We start from the raw sequence: 20,953 nt of genomic DNA, 5'->3' as shown, positions 1-20,953 counted from the left end.
CATACTGCTGCGCAGGGGGTGCCTCCCGCCGTTGGCTGGGGGACTACAGGACCGAGGGGGAGGTCACGGTGGCGATCACATCACGCGCGCCCGCGCCCGGGGGCGGTGGTGCCGTGCCGCCCGCGGGGGGACCGGCTTCGCCGCCCGACGGGCCGCCCGGGCGGAGCACCGCCTGGGCCGAGGGTGTGGAGCGGCTGCGCGAGGCGGCGACCACCGAGCCCGGCCGGCTGCGGATCATCGGCGCCGCACTGGCCGCCCTGATCGTGCTGTTCGGCACGGTGAGCGTCTGGGAGATCTCCGGCCGGACCACCGCCGCCGACGACGTGGTGGGCCGCAGCCAGCCGCTGAGCGCGGACGCGGCCAGCATCTACCGCTCCCTCGCCGACGCCGACACGACCTCCTCCAGTGGCTTCCTGCTGGGCGCCCAGGAGCCGCGCGAGGTCCGGCAGCGGTACGAGAAGGACATCGCGAACGCCTCCAAGCTGCTGGTGAGCGCGGCCGCCAACACCGGCGGCAACGAGGACTCCCGCGAGCAGATCGCCCTGCTGAGCGAGCAGTTGCCGCGCTACACCGGCCTGATCGAGCAGGCCCGGGCCACCAACCGGCAGGGCCTGCCGCTGGGCGGCGCCTATCTCCGCTACGCCAACGAGCAGATGACCACCCAGCTGCTGCCCGCCGCGCAGCGGCTGTACGAGGCGGAGACCGGCCGGCTCTACAAGGACTACGACGACGCCCGGTCCTGGCCGCTGGCCTCGCTCGGTGCGGGACTGCTCGCGGTCGCCGGCCTCGTGTGGGCGCAGCGCCGCAACTACCGGCACACCAACCGGGTCTTCAACCACGGGCTGCTGGCCGCGACGGCCGCGTCGGTGGTGGTGCTGCTGTGGCTGGCCGTCGGCCACACGGTGGCGCGGTCCTCGCTGAGTGAGGCGCGGGCGGACGGGCAGGAGTCGATGAAGGTGCTCAACGACGCGCGGATCGCCTCCTTGCAGGCGCGGGCCGGTGAGAACCTGACGCTGATCGCGCGGGGCGCCGTACTGGCCGAGGACAAGAAGTCCGACAAGTACGACGTGGACTTCACGAACAACATGCAGCAGTTGGACTCCGGGCTGGCGATCGCACTGCGACTGGCCGACGACGAGGCCGGCCGGGGCCCGGTGAGCCGCGCCGTGGACGGCGTGGTGCAGTGGAAGCAACGGCACACGGCGGCCAGGGAGGCGGACTTGAAGGGCGACTACGAAGCCGCGCTGCCCCAGGTCGTCGGGGACGCGAAGCACAAGGAGAGCAGCGGGGCCGCCTTCGACACGGTGGACGCCTCCTTGGAGCAGGCCGTGGCCCACGAGCAGCAGGAGTTCACCCGGGCGGCCCGGGACGGCATCGGCGCGACGGGCGGTCTGGTGACGGGCTCGGCGATCCTGGTGGTCATCGGAGCCGGGGCTGCCCTGCTCGGTATCGGGCGCAGGCTTTCGGAGTACAGGTGAGCGCGATGCGGATACGAGCGAGGCGGGCCGCCGAAGGTCACGAGCAGTACGAGGCGCACGCGTCCCACGAGGGGCAGGCCGGGGCTCCGGGCGGCGCGGCGTCCGGGGTGCGGCGGGCCGCGGGCCGGCTGCGCGGCTGGGGCGGTGTGAGCGCGATGGCCGTCGCCTGTGCGGTGACGGCCGCGGTCGTGCTGCTGCCGCTGGCCCACGCGACGCCCGACACCGGCGGGCCGGCGGGCCGCAAGCCCGCCGCGATGGCGGCGGCCCCGGCCGCGCCGTGGGCCCAGGCCGACACCTGCCAGGACCCGGAGGCGAGCCTGCGCCCGTCCGACGTGGACGGGGCGGCCATCGCGCGGATCAAGGAGGCGGGCAAGCTCGTCGCCGGCGTCGACCAGAACAGCTTCCGCTGGGGCTACCGCAACCAGACCGCCGAGGGCAGCCGCCTCGACGGCTTCGACATCGACCTGGTCAAGGCCATCGCCAGGGACATCCTGGGCGACGAGAACGCGGTCATCTACCGGGCCATCCCCACCAGCCAGCGCATTCCGGCGCTCCAGGAGGGCCGTGTCGACATCGTCGTGCGGACGATGACCATCAACTGCAAGCGGCTGGAGGACGTCGCCTTCTCGACGGCCTACTTCGAGGCCGGGCAGCAGGTGCTGGCCCCCAAGGGTTCGCCGATCACCGGGTACGACCCCTCGCTGAAGGACAAGCGGATCTGCTTCGCGGCCGGTTCCACGGCGGAGGCGGCGCTGAAGTCCCAGTCGTACGGCTCGGTCCCGGTCACCGTGGCCAACCAGCTGGACTGCCTGGTGCGGCTCCAGCTGGGCGAGGTCGACGGCATCATCACGGACAACGCCCTCGCGGCCGGCCAGGCCGCGCAGGACCCCTCGGTGCAGCTGGTGGGTTCGCCCTTCACCCGGGAGTTCTACGGGGTGGCGATGAACAAGGACGCCTCCGACCTGGTGCGCCGGGTCAACAAGGTGCTGGAGAACTACCGCGCGGGCGGCAATGACAGCCCCTGGATGAGGGCGTACCTCAAGCACCTGCAGCCCGTTCTGCCCGGCGTGTCCGGGCCGCCGGCCCCCAAGTACCGGGACGGCTGAGGCCGGTGGCGGTTTCGGGTACGGGACCGGGTGCGGGGCCGGACACGGAGCACGTGGAGAGGGATTCGGAGGCGGCAGCGGAAGCGGAGGCACAGTCGGTGGAGGCGGGTTCGGCAGTGATGGACCGGGACGGCGTCGACCGCGCCCTGGCCCGGCTGGGCGCGGAGCACGAGGCCGTGGAGACCTCGTTGCTCGCCCTCCAGGACCACGCGGGGCGCCGGCTGCTGGAGGGCGCCGCGCTGACCGGGATCACCAAGGAGCGGTGGACGGCCGCGGACGCGGACATCAGCCGGCTGTGGACGTACTTCGACGCCTACAGCGGGGCCCTGACCGCGGCCCGGGAGGTCCGGGAGCGGCGGCGCTGGCCGAACCGCGAGGACCTGATCGAGCTGACGGAGCGGCTGCGCGGGCCCGGGGTGCTGATCGCGGGGGCCGCGGCGGAGGGCGTCGCGCTGGCGGAGCGGCTCTCGCTCGCCGAGCTGGTGGCGCGGATGAACGGTCTGTACGCGCGTTCGCTGGACGTGGTGGTCGCCGCCGACGCCGTGTGGTCGGCGCTGCCCGCCCGGATCGACCTGCTCGCCGCCGAGCTGCACCGCACCCGCTCGCTCGCCCATTCGGTGGGCGTGCGGCCGGGCGAGCATCCCTCGGGCGACGACCTGGAGGACATCACCGCGGAGCTGACGCAGCTGCGGGCGCAGGTGATCGCGGACCCGCTGGCCTTCTGGCTGCCGATGACGGGGAGCGCGGCGCCCGGCGGTGGCCGTCCGGACACGGGGCGCTACGACCGGGCCGCGCTCGCGCTGGAGGACGTACGCCGGGAGGTCGAGGCGGTACTGGACGTGCGGCAGGACGCCGAGCAGCGGCTGATCAGCCTGCGGGACGTGCTCTCGCGGGCCGACCGGACCCTGGCGGAGGCGCGGACGGCGCGCGGTGAGGTGCTGGCGAAGATCGCCGCGTCCGAGGTGCCGGCGGTGAGCGGCCCGCCCACGGTGCTGCAGGAACAGCTGGCCGCGGCGGCCGAGCACCGGCGCCAGTCGCGCTGGCACCGGCTCTCGCCGCTGCTGGAATCGCTGGAGGTCCGGGCCGAGGAGGAACTGCGACGGGCCCGTGAATCGTTGACAGCTGTGACGGCGCCACTGGCGGTACGGGCCGAGCTGCGCGGGCGGCTCGACGCGTACAAGGCGAAGGTGGCCCGCCACGGGATGGCGGAGGATCCGGTGCTGGTCGAGCGGTACGACGCGGCCCGCCGGATGCTGTGGAGCGCGCCCTGCGACCTGCGGGCGGCCGAGCAGGCCGTCCTGCGCTACCAGCAGGCGGCGGCGGAATCGCTTGTGCCGCAGCAGCCCAGGCACGAAGATCATCGACCTGAGCAGTTCCGGCCCGGGGGGCCGGGGAAGGAGGACGCATGAGTCTGGTCGGAACGGCGTGCGTTCGCCCCGGCTGCCCGGGGACGTACGAGGACATGGGCGACGGCGAGCTGTACTGCGACACCTGCGGGCTGGCGCCGGTCGGCTCGGTCGCGGCGGGCGCGGACGAGCTGGTGTCGCCCCCGACGGGGATGACGAGCGCGGCCCGGGGCTCCCTGGGATCCGGCGGGTCCCGTGGGTCGATGGGTTCGCAGGGCTCGCACGGCTCGGCGCGGTCCTCGGCCTCGGCCCGTTCCTCCCGGTCCTCCTCGTCCCGTCGCTCGGTGTCGGGTCGGCTGTCGCGGTCCCTGTCGGGTACGGCGTCCACCCGGTCGGTGTCGGTGCGCAGTTCGGGCTCGGCGGCGTCCTCGGGGCGCAGCCGGCTGGGAGCCGGGCTGGTCAACGTTCCGGAGGTGCCGCGTCCGGATCCTGCGGCGGCGGTCCTGGAGAACCCGGAGGTGCCGGAGCGCAAGCGGTTCTGCTCGCGTGCGGACTGCGGGGCGCCGGTGGGCCGGTCCCGCGGGGAGCGGCCGGGCCGGACGGAAGGGTTCTGCACCAAGTGCGGGCACCCGTACTCCTTCGTGCCCAAGCTGAACGCGGGCGACGTGGTGCGCGGCCAGTACGAGGTGGCGGGCTGCCTCGCGCACGGCGGTCTCGGCTGGGTGTACCTGGCGGTGGACCGGGCGGTCGCGGACCGGTGGGTGGTCCTCAAGGGCCTGCTCGACACCGGCGACCAGGACGCGATGGAGGCCGCGATATCGGAGCGCCGCTTCCTCGCGGAGATCGAGCACTCCAACATCGTGCGGATCTACAACTTCGTGGAGCACCTGGACCAGCGGACCGGTTCGCTGGACGGGTACATCGTCATGGAGTACGTCGGCGGCAAGTCGCTGAAGGAAATCGCGAACGAGCGGCGGAGGCCGGACGGGCGGCGCGATCCGCTGCCGGTGGAGCAGGCGTGCGCGTACGGGATCGAGGCGCTGGAGGCGCTGGGCCACCTGCACAGCAGGAACCTGCTGTACTGCGACTTCAAGGTCGACAACGCGATCCAGCAGCAGGACCAGCTGAAGCTGATCGACATGGGTGCGGTGCGCCGGATGGACGACGAGGAGTCGGCCATCTACGGCACGGTGGGCTACCAGGCGCCGGAGGTCGCGGAGCTGGGCCCGTCGGTGGCCTCCGACCTCTACACGGTGGCGCGGACGCTCGCGGTCCTGACGTTCGACTTCCAGGGCTACACCAACGTGTTCGTGGATTCGCTGCCGGATCCCGAGCACATCGACGTGTTCAGACGGTACGAGTCCTTCTACCGGCTGCTCGTACGGGCGACGGATCCGGATCCGGGCCGGCGGTTCTCCTCGGCGCAGGAGATGGCGGACCAGCTGACGGGCGTGCTGCGCGAGGTGGTCGCGCTCCAGACGGGCCGGCCGCGGCCCCAGCTGTCGACCCTCTTCGGCCCGGAACTGCGCGTTCCGGACACGCGGCTGTTCACCGACGCCGCCTCGGGCACGGTCGTGTCCCGGCTGGGCCTGCGCCCGCTCGCCTCCCCGCGGGGAGCCGGGCTGCGCGGCCGCGGCCGGGCCCGTGCCACGGGAGCGCACGCGCCGGGCGGCGCGGCCCTGCCCGGGGCGTCCGGCCCGTGGGGGCCCGGTACCCCGCCGGGAGGCGTCCCCCTGCCCGCGGGAGCTCCCGCGGCCGGGGCGCACGCGCCGGCCCCGGCAGCTGCCTCGGCGTCGCCCGCCGGCTCGTTCGGCCCGCACGGCCACGCGCTCACCGGCGGCACGCCGGGTGCATGGGCGCCCGCGCCCGGTGGTGCGGCCGTGCCCGCGCTCGGGAGCACCGCCACGCATGTGGCGGCGGCGCCCGTGCCCCGGGCCCGTCAGGCTCCGGCGGCGGGCCCCGGACCGGCCCCGCTGTCCCCGGCCGCTCCCACCGAGGCGGCGGCCCCGGCCGGAGCGACCACCCTCGACGCCGGCGACACCGCGCTGGCGCTGCCCGTGCCGCTGGTGGACGCGGGCGATCCGAACGCCGGCTTCCTCACCGGTCTGCTGGCCTCCGCCCCGGGCGACCTGCTGGGCGCGCTGGCCTCGGCGCCCGCCGACTCGGCCGAGCTGCGGCTGCGCGAGCTGCGGGCCCGGCTGGAGCTGGGCGAGCTGGCCTCGGCCGGGCGCACCCTGGCGGAGCTGGAGGCCCGGCATCCGGACGACTGGCGGGTGGTGTGGGCCCGTGGCATCGCCTCGCTGGCCACCGGTGAGAACGAGATCGCGGCCCTGTCCTTCGACGCGATCTACGACGCGTTCCCGGGCGAGCCCGCGCCGAAGCTGGCCCTCGGGCTGTGCGCGGAGGTGCTGGGCCAGCTGGACAACGCCGCCGAGTACTACCGGCTCGTGTGGATCACCGACCCCGGATTCGTGAGCGCGGCCTTCGGGCTGGCCCGGGTCCAACTGGCCGCCGGCGACCGGGACGCGGCGGTGCGCACGCTGGAATCCGTACCGGAGGCGTCCATCCACTACACCGCCGCCCGGGTGGCGGCCGTACGCGCACGTCTGCGCGACCGGTCCCCGGAGGAGCCGCTGCTGGCGGACCTGGCGGCCGCAGCCGACCAGGTGGAGGCCCTGCGGCGGTTCGGGCTGGACCCGGAGCGTCAGGAGCGGCTCGCGACGGAGGTTCTGGGCTCGGCCCTGGACTGGGTACTGTCGGGCAGCCGGGGTTCCGACCCCGGCCGGACCTCGCTGCTCGGCAGTCAACTGGACGAGCGGGGCCTGCGCTTCGGACTGGAGCGCTCGTACCGCGTCCTCGCACGGCTGGCGCGGCGTGGCGAGGAGAGGATCGAACTGGTGGAGCGGGCAAACCGTTTCCGTCCCCGGACGTGGGTGTGAGTGATGTCGATGCATCGGCTGTCGGGCTGCCCCAGCTGCGCGGAACCCCTGGAGGAGGGTGACCGTTTCTGCGGCGTCTGCGGCTACGCCGTGACCGCTCCTCCCCCGGCTGCGTCCGCGGACCACCCGACCATGCCCATCCCGCCGGCGCCACCGGCCCCGCCGGCCGCCCCCGCGGGCGGTTACGGGAGCCCGGCCGCCGCCGCGGCCCACGGCGCGTCCCACGAGGCCGCCGAACCGGCGCCCGGCTGGGGCAGCGTGGCCGCGGCCGCGCCGACGCTGGTCGACGAGCCGGCCGGCTGGAACGCCACCGCGGCGGAGCCCGGGCTGCTGCCGCAGCCGGGCCAGGCGGCCGGGTCCGCGTACGGGAGCCCGGGCCACGGGGACCCGTACGGCACCGGCACGCCCCCGGAGGGCACCCCGTGGGGAGCGGGAGGCTCGTACGCCCCCGGGTCCACCGCGGAGCAGGGGCACGTCGGCCGGCCGCGGGGCAGCGCCGCGGACGGCTCCGGGCCGGCACCGGGCGGCCCGTCCGGGCCCTCGGACCCGCAGGGCCGGGCGGACGTCCCCGAGACCCGCCACGACCGGCCGGACGGCAGTTCCGGCACGCCCCCCGAGGGGACGCCCTGGGGCGCCGCCGAAGCCCCGTACGAGACCCCGTCCCAGCCCGGCGTGGCGACCGGCGGGAAGACCTGTGTCGCCTGCCGGGCCGGCCACGTGGACACCGACGGGTACTGCGAGCACTGCGGGCACGCACAGCCCCGCGAGCGGGACCACCTCGAAGAGGAACTGGGGAGCGTCGCCGCCGTCAGTGACCGGGGGCTGCGCCACCACCGCAACGAGGACTCCTTCGCGGTGGCGGCCACCGCCCTGCCCGACGGGTCCGCCGCCACCGTGGCCATCGTCTGCGACGGCGTCTCCTCCGCGAGCCGCCCCGACGAGGCTTCGGCCGCCGCGGCCGGCGCCGCCAACGAGGCACTGCTGGACGCGCTCCCCCGTGGCGCGCACCCCCAGGAGGCCATGCACGAGGCGATCCTGGCCGCCGCCGCCGCGGTGAACGCCCTGGCCCCGGAGATCCCGGGCGCGCAGAACGCCCCCGCCTGCACCCTGGTGGGCGCCGTCGTCAGCGGCGGGCTGCTGACCATCGGCTGGGTGGGTGACAGCCGTGCCTACTGGGTGCCCGACGACCGCGCCGCGCTGCCCCGCCGGCTCACCGAGGACGACTCGTGGGCCGCGCAGATGGTCGCCGCCGGGCTGATGGGCGAGGCCGAGGCCTACGCGGACGTCCGCGCGCACGCCATCACCGGCTGGCTGGGTGCCGACGCGTACGAGCTCGAACCGCACACCGCGACCTTCAAGCCGGACCACCCCGGTGTGGTGGTGGTCTGCACCGACGGACTGTGGAACTACGCGGAGTCCGCGCGGGAGATGGCCCAGGTGCTGCCCGCGGACGCCGCGGCCCGCCCGCTGCACAGCGCGCAGGTGCTGGTGGGGCACGCCCTCGACGGGGGCGGCCACGACAACGTCACCGTCGCGGTGGTGCCGTTCGCGGCGGACCCCGAGCAGCAACAGGGCCCCGGGGTGGAGCCGGGCCCGGCAGCACGACCGGAACCGGAAGCGCGCCCGCAGGTCTGACCCGCCTGCCCGAAGCCTTAGGAGTCCCATCGATGGCGAATTTCGCCAAGCCGAGCGCCCCGCGCTTCAGCGTGGAGGTGTACCAGAACGAGTTCCTTCCCGAGGGCGGACGTGACGTCCACGCCATCGTCACGGTGACCGCCACCGGCGGTGCCACCGCGACCCGGGCGACGGCCGCCGACGGCACGGCCGCCGTCGTGATCATGGTCGACTGCTCGGGGTCCATGGAGTACCCCGCGGAGAAGATGCGGGGCGCCCGCGAGGCCACGGCCGCGGCCGTCGACACCCTGCGCGACGGCACCTCCTTCGCCGTGATCGCCGGTACGCACGTGGCCAAGGAGGTCTATCCGGGCCAGGGCCGCCTCGCCGTGGCCGACCCGGCCACCCGCGCCCAGGCCAAGGAGGCCCTGCGCGGGCTCAGCGCCGGCGGCGGCACCGCCATCGGCACCTGGCTGCGCCTCGCCGACGGCCTGCTGCGCAGCTCGAGCGCCGTCATCCGGCACGGCATCCTGCTCACCGACGGCCGCAACGAGCACGAGGAGCCGGCCGTGCTCCGGGCCACCCTCGACGCCTGCGCGGGCCGCTTCACCTGCGATGCCCGCGGGGTGGGCACCGACTGGGAGGTCAAGGAGGTCACGGGCATCGCGAGCGCGCTGCTCGGCTCCGCCGACATCGTGGCCGACCCGGCGCACCTCACCGAGGACTTCACGCGCATGATGGAGAACGTCATGGGCAAGGAGGTCGCGGACGTCGCGCTGCGCCTGTGGACCCCGGTCGGCGCGGAGATCCAGTACGTGAAGCAGGTCGCCCCGACCGTGCAGGACCTGACCGACCGCCGCACCGCGGCGGGCCCGCGCGCCGGCGACTACCCGACCGGCTCGTGGGGCGACGAGTCCCGCGAGTACCACGTGTGCGTGCGCGTCCCGGGTGCGGCCGTCGGCCAGGAGATGCTCGCCGCCCGCACCACGCTCGTCCTTCCGGCATCGGCGGGCGGGTCCGAGACCGTTCTCGCCCAGGGCCTGGTGCGCGCGGTGTGGACGACCGATCTCGCCGCGTCCACCGCCATCAGCCCGCAGGTCGCCCACTACACCGGACAGGCGGAGCTGGCGCAGGCTATCCAACAGGGCCTGGAGGCCCGCAAACTGGGCGATGTCGACGGGGCCACGGCCAAACTGGGGCGCGCGGTACAACTCGCGAGCGCCTCCGGGAACGCCGACACGGCAAGACTGCTGTCGAAGGTGGTGGATGTCGTGGACGCCGTGGCGGGTACTGTGCGGCTGAAAGCGAAGGTTGCCGATGCCGACGAGATGACTCTTGAAACGCGATCGACACAGACCGTCCGAGTGAAGAAGTCTTGAGACCTGACGTGAAGACGCAGGGAGAAGAAGGGGGAAGCGCCGCCATGCCGACCTGCCCGAACGGGCACCAGTCCGCCTCCGACGACTGGTGCGAGGTCTGCGGCCACCGCATGGGTGCCCCGGACGGCCCCCCTGCGGCGCCCTCCTACGGCTACGGCTTCCCCCCGACCGCCGGCGAGGCGACCGCCGTGGCCGAGCTCTGCCCGCAGTGCCGCACCCCGCGCGAGGCCATGGCCCCGTTCTGCGAGGAGTGCCGGTACAACTTCCTGACCCGTACGGCGACCTCGTACGCGCCGCCGGCGCCGGACCCCGGCCCGCAGCCGACCGGTGCGGGTGCCGTTCCCGGTCCCGGCCCCGGTGGGACGCCTCCGCCGCCCGTGCCCGCTCCCGGGAACTACTCCCAGGACCACTTCGAGTACCAGGGCTCGCGGCCGTCCCGGGTCAACCGGCCGGCCGAGCCGCTGCAGCGCGAGGACGACTGGCTGCTGCCGCCGCCCGCGCACGAGCAGCCGCGCGAGTACCAGCAGTCCGCGCAGCCCCAGTACCAGCAGCAGCCCCCGCCGCAACAGCGGGAGTACCAGCAGGAGTACCAGCAGCAGGCCCCGCAGGCGGCGGCGCAGGGGTACCAGCAGCAGCCTCCGGCGCAGCAGCACCAGCCGTTCGCGCCCCAGGGCGGCGCCTGGTCCGCGACGATCGGCCCCGACCGCTCGTACTTCATGGCGATGATGCAGCGCAGCGGCCCCGAGGCGGCCGGGCTCAACCTGCCCGCCTACTCCCCGGAGCAGCACCTTCCGCTCGTCGGCGGTCAGATCACCATCGGCCGCCGCCGCGCTTCCACGGGCGAGTCCCCCGACATCGACCTGTCGGTGCCCCCGGAGGACCCGGGCGTCTCCCACCAGCACGCGGTCCTCGTCCAGCAGCCCGACCTCAGCTGGGCGGTGGTGGACCAGAACTCCACCAACGGCACCACCATCAACGGCGGCGAGGAGCCGATCCAGCCGTACGTCCCGGTCCCGCTCACCGACGGCGACCGCGTCCACGTGGGTGCCTGGACGACGATCACCATCCGCCGCGGCTGATCACGCCTCCCCCAGGGGCCACACGTAGGGCCCCTGGGGATCGTCCAGCCACGACCACTGGCCCTCCGCGCTGACCGAGACCCCGAAGCGCTCGCGGGCCGGGCGCCCCTCGCTGCGCCACAGGTCCAGGGCCTCGCGGGGATGCAGTACGCCCGCGGTCAGCACGAGCATGAACTGGAACCGCTCGTTCTCCACCAGTTCGTACGGGAGCCCGTACGCCGCCCCGCCCGGGTCCGGCGGCGGCGCGGCCGTGGCCCCGCGCAGCGGGACGAAGTACGCCGCGGTGTGCAGGAAGCGGCCCTCCGCGAAATCGGCGTCCCGCACCGTGAGCGCGATCAGCCCGGTCGACAGCGGGGCCAGGATCCGCGCTCCGGGCCGGCACTGGCCGAGCCAGGCGTGCGGGATCAGGGGCAGCGTGCAGGTCACCATGATCCGGTCGAACGGGGCCCGGGAGGGGCAGCCGCGCGCGCCGTCCCCGGTGACGACGGCCGGATGGTAGCCGAGCTGGGCCAGGTGCGCCCGTGCGGACTCGGTGATCTCCTCGTCCAGGTCCACGGTGGTGACGTGCTCCTCGCCGAGCCGGTGGCAGAGGAGGGCCGCGTTGTAGCCGGTGCCCGCCCCGATCTCCAGGACGTCGTCCCCGTCGCGCACGTCGAGGGCGTCCAGCATCTTCGCCATCAGGGAGGGCTGGCTGCTGGAGGAGACCAGCCGGCCGTCGCGCAGCCGGGTCGCCAGCGGGGTGTCGACGTAGACACCGCGCAGCCAGCGGGCCCGGCGTTCGGGGTCGGGGTCCTCGGCCCAGAGCCGCTCGTGGCCGGCGCCGCGGCCGGTCCAGAAGTAGGGGACGAAGAGGTGCCGGGGCACGGCGGCGAACGCCGACCGCCAGAGCGGATCCTCCAGCACCCCGGCAGCGGTGAGCTCCCGCACCTGGGCCGCGTGCGCGGTCTCCCGCAGATCGCGCGTCTCGGTGCGTGCGGTGTGTGCGCCCATGCCTCCACTGTCCTGCGCACGGCCTTCGCGTGCGAACGCGCGGCCCCGGCCGGCCCGTGCCGGCCCCTGCGGAGGGTCCTAGGACCCCGGTCCTCCGTCCGGGTGTCTGAGACGATGGTCGGGTGAATGACATTCCGCGGGGCACGGTTCAGGAGCAGACCTTCTACGAGCAGGTGGGCGGCGAGGACACCTTCCGCCGCCTCGTCCGGCGCTTCTACCAGGGGGTCGCGGAGGACCCGCTGCTGCGCCCGATGTACCCGGAGGAGGACCTGGGCCCCGCCGAGGAGCGGTTCGCGCTGTTCCTGATGCAGTACTGGGGCGGGCCGACCACCTACAGCCAGCACCGCGGGCACCCGCGCCTGCGGATGCGGCACGCGCCGTTCCAGGTGGACGCTGCGGCGCACGACGCCTGGCTGAAGCACATGCGGGTCGCGGTGGACGAGCTGGGCCTGGCGCCGGAGCACGAGGCGCAGCTGTGGAAGTACCTGACGTACGCCGCCGCGTCGATGATCAACACGGCAGGTTAGGGCCCGGCCCCCGGATCAGACCGGACGGACCTGGAGGGCGCCCAGGCCGCCGGTGACGCCGGGACGGCGGGTGGCGACGGAGCCGTACGGGGTGCGCAGCCGCAGCCAGCTTCCGGCGGCGAGGAGCGCCACGGAGTCGGGGGCGGCGGACACGGGGGCCGACGCGGGGGCGGCGGAGGCGGGCACGGTGGCCCGTACCGGCCGCAGGAAGCCCAGGGACTGCGCGGCGTGCACGGCGCGCAGCGGGAGTTCGGTGTCGCCCAGGGTGCGGGACCAGATCTCGCGGCCGATGCGGTCGCGCTCGGACCGGGTCCGGTGCTGCACGGGCAGGGCCTCGTCGCGGGCCCGGAACTCGGCGACGGCGGCCGCGACGGCCTCTCCCATCGCCCGGGGGCCGGGCAGCCCCGGCAGCTGCCGCCAGCCGCCGCGGGGCGGGAGCACCCCGGTCCAGGGCGGTCCGGTGACCGGACCGGGCACGGTGGCCGCGGCCGAGGCCTCGTCGACGGACTCCAGGAGCTCGCCGGCGGACACGGTCAGGTCGAGCGGCGTGGCGACGGGTGCGGCGAGCCGCACCGTACGGATGGCCAGGACCTCGAAGGACGGCGGCCGTCCGAAGACGCCGAGCGCACCGCCGCCCGCCTGGAGGCGGACGGCGGCGGCGCGGTCGTAGTGCACCAGCCGGCCCAGGAAGGCGGCGAGGTCCGCCGCCTCCCCGGAATCGGCGAAGCGCAACTGCTCGTTCATGCCGCGAGGCGTCCTTCCCGGCCAGCGCCGGAAGCGGAGGCCGATGCGGTCGCGGGCGCGGACGCGGTCGCGGGCTCGTCGAGGTACTCCTCCAGGAAGCGCCTCTCCTCGGCCGTGATGCGGCGGGGCCGCCCCGCGGCGAGGTCGTAGGGCACGACCACGGTCTCGGCGCGCACGTAGACCGTCTCGGGCGCGTCCTCGGTCGCCTCGTCCTTGACCTCGTAGCGGATGGTCAGGGACGCGGCGCCTATCCGGGTCACCCAGGACTCGATGAGGACCGGCTCGTGACGGTGCACGAGGGGCAGCTTGTAGTCGATCTCGTGGCGGGCCACGACGGAGCCGCCCGTGAAGGATTCGCTGCCCTCCCCCGGCGCGAGGCGGAACATGAAGTCGATCCGCGCCTCCTCCAGATAGCGGAGGAAGACGACGTTGTTGACGTGCCCGAAGGCATCCATGTCCGCCCAGCGCAGGGGGCACCGGTAGTGGTGTCTGGCCATGACGGCTACCTCAGCCTCGGGTGAGCTTCTTGTAGGTGGCGCGGTGCGGGCGGGTGGCGTCCGCACCGAGACGCTCGACCTTGTTCTTCTCGTACGACTCGAAGTTGCCCTCGAACCAGTACCACTTGGACTCGCCCTCGTACGCCAGGATGTGCGTGGCGACCCGGTCGAGGAACCAGCGGTCGTGGGAGATGACCACGGCCGCACCGGGGAACTCGAGGAGCGCGTTCTCGAGCGAGGACAGGGTCTCGACGTCGAGGTCGTTGGTGGGCTCGTCGAGGAGCAGCAGGTTGCCGCCCTCCTTGAGCGTCAGCGCCAGGTTGAGGCGGTTGCGCTCACCACCGGAGAGGACGCCGGCCGGCTTCTGCTGGTCCGGGCCCTTGAAGCCGAAGGCGCTGACGTACGCGCGGGACGGCATCTCGACCTGGCCCACGTTGATGTAGTCCAGCTCGTCCGACACGACCGCCCAGAGGGTCTTCTTGGGGTCGATGTTGGCGCGGGACTGGTCGACGTACGAGATCTTGACGGTCTCGCCGATCTTGACGGAGCCGGAGTCCGGCGCCTCCAGACCCTGGATCATCTTGAACAGCGTGGTCTTGCCGGCGCCGTTGGGGCCGATGATGCCCACGATGCCGTTGCGCGGCAGGGTGAAGGACAGGTCGTCGATCAGGACCTTGTCGCCGAAGGCCTTGGAGAGGTTGTTGACCTCGACGACGATGGAACCGAGGCGCGGGCCCGGCGGGATCTGGATCTCCTCGAAGTCCAGCTTCCGCATCTTGTCCGCCTCGGCCGCCATCTCCTCGTAGCGGGCCAGACGGGCCTTGGACTTGGTCTGACGCCCCTTGGCGTTGGACCGCACCCACTCCAGCTCTTCCTTGAGGCGCTTCTGGCGCTTCTCGTCCTTGCGGCCCTCGACCTTGAGACGGGTGGCCTTCTTCTCCAGGTAGGTGGAGTAGTTGCCCTCGTACGGGTGCGCGCGGCCGCGGTCGAGCTCGAGGATCCACTCGGCGACGTTGTTCAGGAAGTAGCGGTCGTGGGTCACGGCCACGACGGCGCCCTTGTACTGGGAGAGGTGCTGCTCCAGCCAGTTCACCGACTCGGCGTCGAGGTGGTTGGTGGGCTCGTCGAGGAGGAGCAGGTCCGGGGCCTCGATCAGCAGCTTGCAGAGCGCGACGCGGCGCTTCTCGCCACCGGAGAGGTTGGTGACGGGCCAGTCGCCGGGCGGGCAGCCCAGGGCGTCCATGGCCTGCTCCAGCTGGGCGTCGAGGTCCCAGGCGTTGGCGTGGTCCAGGTCCTCCTGGAGCTTGCCCATCTCGTCCATGAGCGCGTCGGTGTAGTCGGTCGCCATCTGCTCGGCGACCTCGTTGAAGCGCTTGAGCTTGCCCATGACCTCGGCGGCGCCGTCCTGGACGTTCTCCAGAACGGTCTTCGACTCGTCGAGCTTGGGCTCCTGCATCAGGATGCCGACGGTGAAGCCGGGCGTGATGAAGGCATCGCCGTTGGACGGCTGCTCCAGGCCCGCCATGATCTTCAGAACGGTGGACTTACCGGCGCCGTTCGGGCCGACCACACCGATCTTCGCGCCGGGCAGGAAGTTCAGGGTGACGTCATCAAGAATCACCTTGTCGCCGTGCGCCTTGCGCGTCTTGCGCATGGTGTAGATGAACTCAGCCAAGAGAAACCGTCCGGCAGATCGATGGTGGGCAGATACACCCCATCTTGCCAGGCGTCCATACCCTGGGGGAAACGCGTATGGCCCGGCCCCCTGAGCTGGGGCGCCAGGGGAGCGGGCCTCACGCTCTGGTCACCACCGGTCGTCATCGGTAGCCGCTGGCGGCTCTCCGGCGGCCCCAGACGGCCCGGGACGGACCCTGCTCAGGCGGCCTCCGGGCGCTCGGACGCCTTCCGCGTCTTCACCCCGACGACGACGAGCGCCAGCCCCACGACGAGAACGCCGAGGTAAGCGGTGGACGGAAGGTCGACGACCTTGTGCATCCAGCCCCACTCCGTGCCGAAGAAGGTCTGCGAAGCGAAGCTGACCAGCCCCTGGGCTCCTACGACGTAGCCGATGCTTTCGACGGTGTATCCGATGGTTGTTCGCACGGATCAACCCTCTCGCGGCGGCACCGCAAGATCGTCCTCCACAGGGCCGAGAACTCCGTAGGCCAAAGGATGCAGTCGCTTGCGGGGGCCGAACCCGGAGGGCGGTCGGCAGCGTCTTCTTCAGGGCAGTAGAACCGATGGCGCTGCGCCGAGTGCAGGGCCGACCCTTCGGAGGGAACCGTGGACAACACCCTGCTGGCACTCGCCGGCACGACCATCGCCGTAGCGGGCACTCTCCTGTCCCCCGTCCTGTCGCAGCGGCTCGTCGCACGGGCCGAATCGAACCGCTTCGAACGTCAGGAACGTGCGGCCACCACCCAGTGGGCCCGCGAGCAACAGGTCGTCGAGCTGGGCAAACGGCGTGACTGCTATGTGACCGCAAACTCTGGATACCGCCGCTACCGCATCGAGCTCATGAAGTATCTGTGGCTTGTTCACAAGGGCGAGGTCGCTGTGGAGTCACGTACGACCCTGGAGGACGCACGCCACGCGATGCATGCTTCCTTCGCCGAGGCGCAGATGGTCTCCTCCGATGCGGTGCTGGCCGAGCTGGACTCCATGACGCAGACCCTCGCGCACTCGTACATGCGGATCATGCGCCTGGAGGAAGGCAACGCCGTACCCGAGGGCTCGTTCGAGGAAATACGGACCGACTTGCTGCGGGCCAACGAACAGTGGGCGGTCATGCGTGGCGCCATGCGGGCCGACCTGGGCGTGGCTTCTTGACGTGGGCCATTCCTCGTTCGCGTGGGTCGTCCTCGCTGGACGTTGGGACGAATCCCGGGCGGGCACGCGGTGGCTTTCCCCGAAGGTGGGGGCGTGCCGTAGCGGGCACGGGCGGCCGGCGGTGAGGATGCCCGTTGTGACCGCTGACCAGGACCTCGTCCCCCTCCGATCGAAGCATGCGGCACCCGTGGTGTTCGGTGCGGGAGCGGCCATCGGCGTGCTGGGCGGGATGATCGGGCTGGGCGGCGCGGAGTTCCGCCTGCCGTTGCTGATCGGCCTCTTCGGGTTCGCCGCGCTCTCGGCCGTCATCCTGAACAAGGCCATGAGCCTGGTCGTGGTCCTGGTCGCGCTGCCCGCCCGGCTGGCGGCGGTGCCGGCCGCCGAGGTGGCCGCACGCTGGCCCGTCGCGGTCAACCTGCTGGCCGGCAGCCTGCTGGGGGCCTGGGCCGGAGCGACCTGGGCGGTACGGATGCGCAGCTCCACCCTCTACAAGGTGCTGGCCGCCCTGATGGTGCTCATGGCCGGCGCCCTGCTGCTCACGCACACCACCACCCTGGACCCGCTCGCGCTGCCGCTCTGGGCGCAGGTGCCGTGCGGGGTCGTGGCCGGGTTCGGGATCGGGGTGGTCGCGGCGATCATGGGCGTGGCCGGGGGCGAGCTGCTGATCCCGACGATCGTGCTGCTGTTCGGGGTCGGCATCAAGACCGCCGGAAGCCTCTCCCTGCTGGTGTCCCTGCCGACCATGCTCGTGGCCTTCGCCCGCTACAGCCGTGACGGGAGTTTCGCGGTGCTCGGCGCGAACCTCCGCTTCACCCTGGCCATGGCCGCGGGCTCGGTCGCCGGTGCGGTGCTGGGCGGGCTGCTCCTCGGCGTCTTCCCGGACCTGGTGCTCATCCCCGCCCTGGCCTTGATCCTCCTCGTTTCCGCGGTCAAACTGGCCCGCCACCACTGACTCAGCCGCGATCATGGACGTGTCACGGGGCGGGATGCCCCTGACCTGAGGGCATCGGTCGGCCGGGGGGTCCAGTGGGAAGCGCACTCATCGGGTTGGCGGTCGCGGTCGTGGGCGTCACGGGCACGCTCATCGCGTCCGTCCTCTCTCAACGCCTGGCGGCCCGCGTGCAGGCGGAGCAGTTCGCGCGCCAGGAGCGGCTGGCCGGTGCCCAGTGGCAGCGCGAGCGGCAGATCACCGATCTGGAACAGCGGCGCCAGTGCTACGTGACGGCGAACGCCGGCTACCGCCGCTACCGCGTGGAGCTCATGAACTACCTGTGGCTCGTCCACAAGGGAGAGGTCACGCCGCAGGGGCGGGCGGACCTGGAGGACGCCCGGCACGCCATGCACGCCGCGTTCGCGGAGGCTCAGATGATCGCCTCCGACCCGGTGCTGGCCGAGCTGGATGCCATGACCAAGACCCTCTCCCGCGCGTACAGCCGGACCATGCGCCTGGAGGAGGGCAACCCGCGGCCCGGGCAGTCGTTCGAGGAGATACACGCGGTCCTGGCGGGCGTCGGGGACCAGTGGCAGGCCATGCGCGGCGCCATGCGGGCCGACCTGGGGGTGGGGCCGGCATCGGACGGCCCGCCGGCGGTCGGCCCGTGAGCGGGATCAGCGGGGGCGGTAGATCGTGAGGGCGTCGGGAAGTTCGTCGAGGACGAGGGCGGGCGGGGCCTCGGCGTATTCGCCGTCGTAGGCGAGTGGTGTGCCCTTCGGGATGTCGCCGATGCGCAGGCTGCGCAGGCGGGTGGCGGTGTGGACCGGGGAGCGGCTCAGGGGGCCCGCGAGGGCGGCGGCCAGGAGCCGGGGGCCGGGGCGGCCGCCGCCGTAGACGATCCGGAGGTCGAGCAGGCCCTCGCCGAGGCTGTCGCGGCGGCGGGGGGTGGGGCCGGTGCCGTGGTAGGTGCCGTTGCCGGCGAACAGCAGCCATACGCTCCGGGGCCTCCCGGCCAGCCGCAGTCGCACGGGCCGCTGGGCGCGCAGCACCCGCCAGGCCGCCAGCAGCGCGGCGGGGCCGCCGCCGATGCGCGGGCCCCAGCGCAGCCGGTGGCCCAGCAGCTCCGGGTAGGCGCCGATGCTGAAGTTGTTCAGGAAGTAGCCGGGGTCCGCGGCCGGCGCGTCGCCGTGGCCCGGGGAGAAGCGGCCCACGCCGACACGGACGGCGTGCCCGTCGGCCACGGCGCGGCAGGTGTCCTCGCTGCCGCCGAGGCCGAGGTCCATCGCGAAGTGGTTGAGGGTGCCGCCGGGGAACACGGCCAGCGGCACCCCGGCGCGCAGGGCGGCGGTGGCGGCCGCGTTGACCGTGCCGTCGCCGCCGCAGACCCCGAGCACGGTGGCCCGCTCGGCCGCCGCCGCCAGGGTGGGGACCAGGTCGGCGCCCTCGCACTCGATCACCTCGGCTTGGGGGAGCCGGGTGCGCAGGAGGTCGAGCCCCGCGTCCGCGGCCGTGCCCGAGCCGTTGTTGACCACCACGGTCAGCCCGGCGCCCTCGGGCAGCGCGGGCACGCCGGCGGCCGTCCGCTCGTCGCCCGGCACGACCCGGGCCTCCTGCGCGTCCCGCGCGAGGCGGCGTACGACTCCGGCCGCGGCCACCCCCAGGGCCGCGCCCGCGAGCACGTCGGAGGGGTAGTGCACGCCGGTGTAGACGCGGGAGAACGCCACGGACGCGGCGACCGGAGCCACCGCCGCCGCCCAGCCCGGGGACTCCAGCGCCAGCCCGGCGGTGAAGGCGAAGGCCGATGCCGAGTGCCCGGACGGGAAGGAGGTGGTCTGCGGCTGCGTCGCCAGCTGCCGCACCGCGGGCACCCCGTGCAGCAGCGGCCGCGGCCGGCGTACGGACCACTTGCCGACGGTGTTGATGGTCGCGGAGGCCAGTGCGAGCGAGGCGACCGCGCGCCCGGCCGCCTTGCGGCCCCGGGCCGAGCCGAAGACGGCGATCGCCGCGGCGGTGCCGCCCCACAGCACGCCGTGGTTCGCGGCCCGCCCGAGCCGGGGCAGCACCCGGTCGGCCCCCGGCCAGTGCCGCCGGGCCACCGCGTCGAACAGCAGCCGGTCCCATCGTGCGACGGCACCCTGCCAGGTCAGTTGCTGATCAGCCATCTCCCGCCCCTACCCGGGGCAGCCGATCCGAACCCGCCCCGGCGGCCACCCGGCCCAACGGATCCACCAGGCACACCCGTCCCACCAGGCCCGCACGTCCCACCCGGCAGCGCACCGGGAGGGCTACGCCTCGTCCTCCCCGTCCAGCGGGCGCTTGCGCAGCAGCAGGACCACCAGGCCGCCCAGGACCACCAGGCCCACCGCCAGGGAGGCGATGACCGGGGTGGCCGCCGAGCTGCCGCTGGTCGCCAGCCGCTCCTCGTCCGGGGAGGTCGTCGGCACGGCCACCGACGGCGCGCCCAGCGCCACCGCATCCGAGCCGGAGGCCGTGCCCGCCTCGGTCACGGGGGCCGGCGGCCAGAGCGCGGTGGCCGTGGCGGCGGCCGCGGACTCGCTGGAGCCCGCCACGATCTGCGTCTGGGCGGGCACCCCGCTGGTGAAGACCCGCCCGACCGGCACCTTGGTCGCACCGTGGACGGTGATCGAGGCCGTCCCGTCGGGGGTGCCCGCCGGCACCTCGAAGTACAGCCGGCTCCCGTTGGCGGCGGTGTTCACGGGCTGCCCCTCGCCGTCCACCACGCGCACCCCCATCGCGACGGCCGCCGCGTCCGGGACGACCGACACGCTCCGCGCCCCGGTCCGCACGGTCACCGGGCCGATCCGGGTGCCGACCGGCCCCGACACGTCGCCCGGATCCAGCCCCAGCGAGGCCGGCGGCTCCGGCAGCTGCCCGGCCGCCCGCTGCAGGTAGTCGGCGAGCTTCTCGGCCGCCGGGTCCGCCGCCTCGACGTGCACCCCGTCCGCCAGCCGCCAGATCGCCACCTGGGTCCCGGCCGCCGCGCTCTCCGCGGTGAGCGCGTCCGCCCCGGCCGCCTTGGCGAGCCCGGCCAGATCGTTCAGCTGTGGATAGGAGTGCTCCAGGACCCAGCGGATCCGGCCCGCCTCCCGGTTGCCGGCGAGCGGGCTGCCGCCCCAGCCGCTCTCGGTGTACCGGGCCTGCGGCTGGGCGTTGCCCGCCACGCCGACCCCGTACGTCTGGAGCATCCCGCCGCCGTCGACCCGCATCTCGTAGAGCCCGGCCGGGATCTGCCGGACCGATCCGTCCCCGGAGCGCAGGACCGCCTGCCCGTACGTCTTGAGCCCGTCCAGGACGGCGCTCGCGCCCTCCGGCACACGGGGCGCCACCGGGTCGGAGTCGGCGGCGGCCGTGGCGCCGGGCGCGGCGGCGAGGGCCGCGGCCAGCAGGGCCACCGCCAGCGGCCGGCGCGCGGAGCCCCGTACCGCGGCGGGAGGTTCCAGAGGAGCAGGCACAGCAGTGGAGCGAGGAAC

The 20,953-nt window shown here is 73.9% G+C and carries 18 protein-coding genes; 11 read left to right on the top strand and 7 right to left on the bottom strand.

Annotated elements, in window-relative coordinates; all coding sequences use genetic code 11:
• Positions 1-68: 68 nt before the first annotated feature.
• The 7 genes from ACIPYQ_RS01410 to ACIPYQ_RS01380 all read left to right on the top strand — a co-directional run bounded on the left by ACIPYQ_RS01410 (position 69) and on the right by ACIPYQ_RS01380 (position 10,941).
• On the top strand, positions 69-1,478 hold the full coding sequence (locus ACIPYQ_RS01410) for a hypothetical protein (RefSeq protein ID WP_401245126.1): 1,410 nt from the start codon (positions 69-71) through the stop codon (positions 1,476-1,478).
• Positions 1,479-1,633: 155 nt separating this feature from the next.
• On the top strand, positions 1,634-2,584 hold the full coding sequence (locus ACIPYQ_RS01405) for a glutamate ABC transporter substrate-binding protein (RefSeq protein ID WP_401246078.1): 951 nt from the start codon (positions 1,634-1,636) through the stop codon (positions 2,582-2,584).
• Positions 2,585-2,703: 119 nt separating this feature from the next.
• Positions 2,704-3,993: a hypothetical protein gene (locus ACIPYQ_RS01400; RefSeq protein WP_401246076.1), complete on the top strand. Its 1,290-nt coding sequence runs from the start codon at positions 2,704-2,706 to the stop codon at positions 3,991-3,993.
• On the top strand, positions 3,990-6,869 hold the full coding sequence (locus tag ACIPYQ_RS01395; RefSeq protein WP_401245124.1) for a tetratricopeptide repeat protein: 2,880 nt from the start codon (positions 3,990-3,992) through the stop codon (positions 6,867-6,869). Before ACIPYQ_RS01400 ends, ACIPYQ_RS01395 begins: the two co-directional genes overlap by 4 nt.
• Positions 6,870-6,872: 3 nt before the next feature.
• Positions 6,873-8,504 (top strand): protein phosphatase 2C domain-containing protein, encoded by a 1,632-nt coding sequence (locus tag ACIPYQ_RS01390; RefSeq protein ID WP_401245122.1) that lies wholly within the window; start codon positions 6,873-6,875, stop codon positions 8,502-8,504.
• A gap of 32 nt (positions 8,505-8,536) precedes the next feature.
• The gene (locus tag ACIPYQ_RS01385; RefSeq protein ID WP_401245120.1) at positions 8,537-9,862 is read left to right on the top strand and encodes a VWA domain-containing protein; all 1,326 of its coding nucleotides are present in this window, start codon (positions 8,537-8,539) and stop codon (positions 9,860-9,862) included.
• A gap of 44 nt (positions 9,863-9,906) precedes the next feature.
• On the top strand, positions 9,907-10,941 hold the full coding sequence (locus tag ACIPYQ_RS01380) for an FHA domain-containing protein (RefSeq protein ID WP_401245118.1): 1,035 nt from the start codon (positions 9,907-9,909) through the stop codon (positions 10,939-10,941).
• On the opposite strand, the gene ACIPYQ_RS01375 is transcribed toward ACIPYQ_RS01380, so the two are convergent.
• Entirely contained in the window at positions 10,942-11,931 is a 990-nt protein-coding gene (locus tag ACIPYQ_RS01375; protein ID WP_401245117.1) for a methyltransferase domain-containing protein, read from the bottom strand. It lies immediately after the preceding gene.
• A 122-nt stretch (positions 11,932-12,053) separates the two neighbouring features.
• Here ACIPYQ_RS01375 and ACIPYQ_RS01370 point away from each other — a divergent pair, with 122 nt between their 5' ends.
• Positions 12,054-12,458: a globin gene (locus ACIPYQ_RS01370; RefSeq protein ID WP_361756955.1), complete on the top strand. Its 405-nt coding sequence runs from the start codon at positions 12,054-12,056 to the stop codon at positions 12,456-12,458.
• 15 nt (positions 12,459-12,473) lie between these two features.
• Here ACIPYQ_RS01370 and ACIPYQ_RS01365 read toward each other — a convergent pair whose 3' ends face one another.
• The 4 genes from ACIPYQ_RS01365 to ACIPYQ_RS01350 all read right to left on the bottom strand — a co-directional run bounded on the left by ACIPYQ_RS01365 (position 12,474) and on the right by ACIPYQ_RS01350 (position 15,802).
• On the bottom strand, positions 12,474-13,202 hold the full coding sequence (locus ACIPYQ_RS01365) for a hypothetical protein (protein ID WP_361756958.1): 729 nt from the start codon (positions 13,200-13,202) through the stop codon (positions 12,474-12,476).
• A complete protein-coding gene (locus ACIPYQ_RS01360; RefSeq protein ID WP_401245114.1) occupies positions 13,199-13,699 on the bottom strand; it encodes an acyl-CoA thioesterase in 501 nt (166 codons plus the stop codon). The genes ACIPYQ_RS01365 and ACIPYQ_RS01360 overlap by 4 nt, the downstream gene beginning before the upstream one ends.
• Before the next feature lie 10 nt (positions 13,700-13,709).
• Positions 13,710-15,374, bottom strand: coding sequence for an energy-dependent translational throttle protein EttA (gene ettA / locus ACIPYQ_RS01355; RefSeq protein ID WP_361756964.1), 1,665 nt, complete (start codon positions 15,372-15,374; stop codon positions 13,710-13,712).
• Between the two features lie 200 nt (positions 15,375-15,574).
• On the bottom strand, positions 15,575-15,802 hold the full coding sequence (locus tag ACIPYQ_RS01350) for a hypothetical protein (RefSeq protein WP_401245112.1): 228 nt from the start codon (positions 15,800-15,802) through the stop codon (positions 15,575-15,577).
• A 180-nt stretch (positions 15,803-15,982) separates the two neighbouring features.
• Here ACIPYQ_RS01350 and ACIPYQ_RS01345 point away from each other — a divergent pair, with 180 nt between their 5' ends.
• The 3 genes from ACIPYQ_RS01345 to ACIPYQ_RS01335 all read left to right on the top strand — a co-directional run bounded on the left by ACIPYQ_RS01345 (position 15,983) and on the right by ACIPYQ_RS01335 (position 18,130).
• A complete protein-coding gene (locus ACIPYQ_RS01345) occupies positions 15,983-16,528 on the top strand; it encodes a hypothetical protein (RefSeq protein ID WP_401245110.1) in 546 nt (181 codons plus the stop codon).
• Between the two features lie 136 nt (positions 16,529-16,664).
• Entirely contained in the window at positions 16,665-17,480 is an 816-nt protein-coding gene (locus ACIPYQ_RS01340; protein WP_401245108.1) for a sulfite exporter TauE/SafE family protein, read from the top strand.
• A gap of 74 nt (positions 17,481-17,554) precedes the next feature.
• Positions 17,555-18,130, top strand: coding sequence for a hypothetical protein (locus ACIPYQ_RS01335; protein WP_401245106.1), 576 nt, complete (start codon positions 17,555-17,557; stop codon positions 18,128-18,130).
• A 6-nt stretch (positions 18,131-18,136) separates the two neighbouring features.
• Here the strand turns inward: ACIPYQ_RS01335 and ACIPYQ_RS01330 are convergent, their stop codons facing one another.
• Both ACIPYQ_RS01330 and ACIPYQ_RS01325 read right to left on the bottom strand, forming a co-directional pair.
• Positions 18,137-19,624: a bifunctional phosphatase PAP2/diacylglycerol kinase family protein gene (locus ACIPYQ_RS01330; RefSeq protein ID WP_401245104.1), complete on the bottom strand. Its 1,488-nt coding sequence runs from the start codon at positions 19,622-19,624 to the stop codon at positions 18,137-18,139.
• Between the two features lie 123 nt (positions 19,625-19,747).
• Positions 19,748-20,935, bottom strand: a complete 1,188-nt coding sequence (locus tag ACIPYQ_RS01325) for a thioester domain-containing protein (RefSeq protein WP_401245102.1) — start codon at positions 20,933-20,935, stop codon at positions 19,748-19,750.
• Positions 20,936-20,953: the final 18 nt, after the last annotated feature.

Origin of the sequence: Streptomyces sp. NPDC090045, from assembly GCF_044747975.1 — a bacterium.
In the GTDB taxonomy this organism is placed as follows: domain Bacteria; phylum Actinomycetota; class Actinomycetes; order Streptomycetales; family Streptomycetaceae; genus Streptomyces.
Note: the sequence above shows the minus strand (reverse complement) of the source record. Positions and strands in the feature narration are given on the sequence as shown.

What these genes read in the sequence shown, in the direction of transcription:
- ACIPYQ_RS01405 (WP_401246078.1), top strand. Translation starts at nt 1,634, where the DNA reads ATGGCCGTCGCCTGTGCGGTGACGGCCGCGGTCGTGCTGCTGCCGCTG.
- ACIPYQ_RS01400 (WP_401246076.1), top strand. Translation starts at nt 2,704, where the DNA reads ATGGACCGGGACGGCGTCGACCGCGCCCTGGCCCGGCTGGGCGCGGAG.
- ACIPYQ_RS01395 (WP_401245124.1), top strand. Translation starts at nt 3,990, where the DNA reads ATGAGTCTGGTCGGAACGGCGTGCGTTCGCCCCGGCTGCCCGGGGACG.
- ACIPYQ_RS01330 (WP_401245104.1), bottom strand. Translation starts at nt 19,624, where the DNA reads ATGGCTGATCAGCAACTGACCTGGCAGGGTGCCGTCGCACGATGGGAC.
- ACIPYQ_RS01380 (WP_401245118.1), top strand. Translation starts at nt 9,907, where the DNA reads ATGCCGACCTGCCCGAACGGGCACCAGTCCGCCTCCGACGACTGGTGC.
- ACIPYQ_RS01375 (WP_401245117.1), bottom strand. Translation starts at nt 11,931, where the DNA reads ATGGGCGCACACACCGCACGCACCGAGACGCGCGATCTGCGGGAGACC.
- ACIPYQ_RS01385 (WP_401245120.1), top strand. Translation starts at nt 8,537, where the DNA reads ATGGCGAATTTCGCCAAGCCGAGCGCCCCGCGCTTCAGCGTGGAGGTG.
- ACIPYQ_RS01365 (WP_361756958.1), bottom strand. Translation starts at nt 13,202, where the DNA reads ATGAACGAGCAGTTGCGCTTCGCCGATTCCGGGGAGGCGGCGGACCTC.
- ACIPYQ_RS01390 (WP_401245122.1), top strand. Translation starts at nt 6,873, where the DNA reads ATGTCGATGCATCGGCTGTCGGGCTGCCCCAGCTGCGCGGAACCCCTG.
- ACIPYQ_RS01360 (WP_401245114.1), bottom strand. Translation starts at nt 13,699, where the DNA reads ATGGCCAGACACCACTACCGGTGCCCCCTGCGCTGGGCGGACATGGAT.